General features: G+C 71.4%; 2 protein-coding genes and 1 pseudogene. 2 read left to right on the top strand and 1 reads right to left on the bottom strand.

The features are described 5' to 3' along the window. Both I59_RS19450 and I59_RS07330 read left to right on the top strand, forming a co-directional pair. A pseudogene (locus I59_RS19450) lies at nucleotides 1-508 on the top strand (hypothetical protein); the annotation flags it as partial. 489 nt (nucleotides 509-997) lie between these two features. Then, nucleotides 998-3,112, top strand: coding sequence for a type IIA DNA topoisomerase subunit B (locus I59_RS07330; protein WP_022903302.1), 2,115 nt, complete (start codon nucleotides 998-1,000; stop codon nucleotides 3,110-3,112). A gap of 474 nt (nucleotides 3,113-3,586) precedes the next feature. Here the strand turns inward: I59_RS07330 and I59_RS07325 are convergent. Beyond that, nucleotides 3,587-5,049, bottom strand: a 1,463-nt coding sequence (locus tag I59_RS07325) for a DNA gyrase subunit A (protein WP_022903301.1), incomplete at its 5' end; no start/stop codon positions are given.

The raw sequence follows: 5,049 nt of genomic DNA, 5'->3' as shown, positions 1-5,049 counted from the left end.
CCCGGTGGTGGCGGTCGGCGGCGGGTTCGACCTCGCCACGAACGCGGTGGTCGCGACCGACGGGCCGGACGTCACGGGCTTCGGGGTCTTCGACGCCCGGGCCGTCCGCGGCGCCGAGCGTCGGGTGAACTACTTCGTGCTCGAGACGCAATACCCGCTCCTCGGCGGCGTGCCGACGCGCATCGCCGGCTTCGAGGACCACGCCACCCGCATCGAACTCGCAGACGGCGTGACGCCGTTCGCCGACGTGGTCTCCGGCGGCGGCAACCAGGCGGGCAGCCCGGTCGAGGGGGCGATCGTCGGCACCTCGTTCGGCACGCACACGCAGGGTCCGATCCTGCCGCTCAACCCGCAGCTCACCGACGGCGTCCTCGCCGCCGCGTCGGCCCGACTCGGGCGCGCCTACGCGCCGGACCCGGACCGCACGGCCTCGATCGACCGGTACGCGCGCGAAGCGCGCGCGACCATCGACCGCTACGTCGACAAGGCGTTCAAGCGGATCGCCTGAAGCGCCCGAACCACGAACGGGAGGCGCGGTGCTCTTTTGTTCCGCGCCTCCCGTCCGTTGCGCTGGGCGCTGCTTCGACTCGTAGAGTCGGCTGCTCTCGTCGTGCCGCTCGATGGCCGTCGCCGCGAGCTTGTCCTTAAACTCGGTTCCCGTGGGGGGCTCAGAACAGGATCTCGCCGCTGGCCATGCTGCCGCGGATGTAGGCCTTCCGCTCCGCAGCTGTCGTTAGCGGTCACCAACGGGGAGCCGGTTCGCTGCCGAATTCCTCGATGGAGAGGTCTTGCACGGTCTGGGTCATTGCTGTGCTCCTCACGGATCGCAGGTCGGGTGCCGGTGTTGCCACCCAACGGGTGCCGGTTGGTGACCATTTCAACACGTGCCGCCTGGATGTACGGCATCATCGGGGCACGTTTCGCTCAGCGCGGACCCGCTGGCCCCAGACCGAGTGTCAGGGCCGGGGGTGTCGGTCCGCATCAGTACGATCGGAGGGTGTCTGACTACTCCGCGCGCCACCTCTCCGTCCTCGAAGGGCTCGAGGCGGTTCGCAAGCGTCCGGGCATGTACATCGGGTCGACGGACTCCCGGGGGCTCATGCACTGCCTGTGGGAGATCATCGACAACTCCGTGGACGAAGCCCTCGCCGGGCACGGTGACGAGATCGGGGTGGTGCTGCACCCGGACGGTTCCGTCGAGGTCCGTGACACCGCGCGCGGCATCCCGGTCGACGTCGAACCGAAGACGGGGCTGACCGGGGTCGAGGTCGTCTTCACCAAGCTGCACGCCGGCGGCAAGTTCGGGTCCGGGTCGTACGCGGCCTCGGGCGGCCTGCACGGGGTCGGCGCGTCGGTCGTCAACGCCCTGTCCGAGCGCCTCGACGTCGAGGTCGACCGCGGCGGCAAGACCTACGCGATGTCGTTCCACCGCGGCGAGCCGGGCACGTTCGCCGGGGACGGGCCGGACGCACCGTTCACCCCCTTCACCTCGGGCAGTGAACTCCGGGTCGTCGGCAAGGTCAAGAAGGGTGTGACCGGTTCACGCATCCGCTACTGGGCCGACCGGCAGATCTTCACGCCGGACGCCCGCTTCAGCACGCAGGACCTCGTGAACCGGGCTCGCCAGACCGCGTTCCTGGTTCCCGGACTCGGCATCACGATCACCGACGCGCGCCCGTCGTCGATCGAGGCCGCGGCGTCGCGGGCGGCCGCCACGGGTGCGCCGCTCGAGGACGGTCCGGTCATCGAGCGCTTCCGTTACGAGGGCGGCATCGGCGAGTTCGTCGAGCACCTCGCCGTCGACGCAGGCGTGACCGACGTGTGGCGGATCCAGGGCACGGGCACCTTCACCGAGACCGTCCCGATGCTCGACGACCAGGGGCACATGGTGTCGACGGCGGTCGAGCGTCAGTGCGAGGTCGACCTCGCACTCCGGTGGGGCAGCGGTTACGAGACGGTGTTCCGCAGCTTCGTGAACATCATCGCCACGCCGAAGGGCGGCACCCACCAGGCCGGCTTCGAGTCAGGCGTCGTGAAGGCCGTGCGTGCCCAGGTCGAAGCGAACGCGCGCAAGCTCAAGGTCGGGCAGGACAAGCTCGAGAAGGACGACGTCCTCGCGGGCCTCACCGCGGTCCTGACCGTCCGGCTGCCCGAGCCGCAGTTCGAGGGCCAGACGAAGGAGGTCCTCGGCACGCCGGCGGTCCGGAAGATCGTCGACCAGGTGGTGTCGAAGCGGCTCACCGAGATCCTGACGTCCACACAGCGCACTGAGAAGGCGCAGGCCGCGACGCTGCTCGAGAAGGTCGTCGCCGAGATGAAGACGCGCATCTCCGCGCGGGCGCACAAGGAGACGCAGCGGCGGAAGAACGCGCTCGAGAACTCCTCCCTGCCGACGAAGCTCGCCGACTGCCGGAAACAGGACGCCGAGGGCACCGAGCTCTTCATCGTCGAGGGTGACTCGGCGCTCGGCACCGCGAAGCTCGCGCGCAACAGCGAGTACCAGGCGCTCCTGCCGATCCGGGGCAAGATCCTCAACGTCCAGAAGGCCTCGGTCTCGGACATGCTCTCGAACGCGGAGTGCGCGTCGATCATCCAGGTCATCGGGGCCGGTTCGGGTCGCTCGTTCGAGATCGACCAGGCTCGCTACGGCAAGATCATCATCATGTCCGACGCCGACGTGGACGGGGCGCACATCCGGACGCTGCTGCTGACGCTGTTCTTCCGGTACATGCGGCCGATGATCGAGCAGGGCCGGGTGTTCGCCGCGGTCCCGCCGCTCCACCGGGTCGTCGTGGTGAACCGGGGGAAGGCCAACGACACGCTCTACACGTACTCCGAGGCTGAGCTGCAGGCGGTGCTGAAGAAGCTCGAGAAGCAGGGCAAGAAGTACCAGGAGCCCATCCAGCGCTACAAGGGCCTGGGGGAGATGGACGCGGACCAGCTCGCCGAGACGACGATGGACCGGACGCACCGCACGCTCCGACGGGTGAACGTACCCGACGCCGAGAACGCGGCGAAGGTGTTCGAGCTGCTGATGGGGAACGACGTCGCGCCGCGCAAGGAGTTCATCCTCGCCGGCGAGGGGCTCGACCGCGACCGGATCGACGCGTAGCGCGGGGGCGCCGCTGCGGGCACGGCGTCGGTCGCTGACGTCGAGTCTCGGGCCGCGGGCCGCGAGTCTCGCGGTGGGCGACCGTTCTCGTGCCGTCGGGCCCGCGATCGGTCGCTGACCCCGAGTCTCGGGGCGCCGGACAGTTCCGCGTGCCGAGCGGGGCGGGGGTGTCCGCGGGGTCGAGTCTCGGGGCGCCGGCCGCGCGTCTCGGGGCGCGGGCCGCGAGTCTCGCGGTGGGCGACCGTTCTCGTGCCGTCGGGGCCCGCGATCGGTCGCTGACGCCGAGTCTCGGCTCGGCGGACCGTTCCGCGTGCTGAGCGGGGCGCGGCTGCGGGCCCGGCGTCGGTCGCCGACGCCGAGTCTCGGGGCGCGGGCCGCGAGTCTCGCGGTGGGCGACCGTTCTCGTGCCGTCGGGCCCGCGATCGGTCGCTGACGCCGAGTCTCGGGGTGCCGGCCGCGCCCGCGCGGCCCGCCCTACGCCTCGCCCGCGGTCCCGTCGAGCGCCGCCGCACTCCCGCCGATCGAGTCGATCACGGCGTCGAGCGGGCTGCCCGACCCGTCGCGCTTCGACAACCAGTCGGGCAGGGTCCGGGCAGCGCCGTCGGTCCCCACCGCGTGCGGCGGCGCGATGCCCGCCCACGCCACGGTCAGCCCGTCCTCGCCCTTCAGGAACGCGTGCGCCCGGACACCCTGCGTCGCCCGCCCCTTCGCCGGGAACTCCGACAACGCCGACACCTTCGCGCGGCCGTTGTCGGTGCCGGGCAGCGCCGAGGACGACGTCGACACGGTGGCGACCACGGCGTCGTCCGAGCGCGGCACCGAGCCGAACCAGATCACCGAGGCGCCGGCTCCGAGCGAGACGCCCGCGACCCCGCCGGCCGGGAGGCCCTGGGGGCGGACGCCGGATGCCGGGAACCGCAGCAGCTGGGCGTTCGACGTGATGAAGACGAGGTCGTCGTCCTCCGGCGCCTGGGTCGCGCCGACGACGGAGTCGCCCGGCTTCAGGCCGATCGCGAGCACCTCGGGCTTGTCCGGCCACGCACCGGCGACGACCCGCTTCACGATGCCCTGCGCGGTCCCGATCGCAACGGAGTCGTCCGAACCCATGGAGATGAGTGCGACCACGGCCTCGGTCCGGGGCACGCCGAGGTACTCGGACACGCGGACCCCGGCGTCGAGCCGGACGGACGCCGGGGGCACCGCGGGGACGTCCACGGGGGAGAACCGCACCACGCGGCCGGTCGACGTGAGCGCACCGAGCTCCCCGCGGACGGTGGAGACGACCGAGGACCGGACGGCGTCGTGCTTCGACCGCTTCGGCACCCGCACGATCCCCAGGTCGGACGAGGGGATGTCGACGCGCACGAGCCGCCCGGTGGTCGACAGGATCACGCGACACGGGGAGTCGGCGATCTGCAGCGACTCCGGGTCGACCGCGGCCTTGCGCCCACCCTTGACCGGGGCGTCGGCCTCGGTGAGGAGGGTCCGGCGCGGGGTCGCGAACCGGTCGGACACCTCGGTGAGCTCGAGGGACACCTGGGCACGGAGACGCTCGTCGGACGCCAGCAGTTCCTCGAGCGCGGCGATGTCGGTGAGGAGCTGGTCGCGCTCGCCCTCGAGCTCGAGGCGGGAGAACTTCGTCAGGCGCCGCAACCGCAGCTCGAGGATGTACTCCGCCTGGACCTCGGACAGGTCGAACACGGTCTGGAGTCGGGAGCGCGCGGCTTCGGAGTCGTCCGAGGAGCGGATGACCTCGATGACCTCGTCGATGTCGAGGATCGCGACGAGGAGGCCCTCGACGAGGTGCAGGCGCTCCTGCTTGCGCGCGAGCCGGTACTGCGACCGTCGGGTCACCACGGACAGCCGGTGCCGCACGTAGACGTCGAGCAGGTCACGGAGTCCGAGCGTCCGCGGCGACCCGTCGACGAGGGCGACGT

Origin of the sequence: Curtobacterium sp. B8, assembly GCF_000333315.1 — a bacterium.
Lineage (GTDB): Bacteria > Actinomycetota > Actinomycetes > Actinomycetales > Microbacteriaceae > Curtobacterium > Curtobacterium luteum.
Note: the sequence above shows the minus strand (reverse complement) of the source record. Positions and strands in the feature narration are given on the sequence as shown.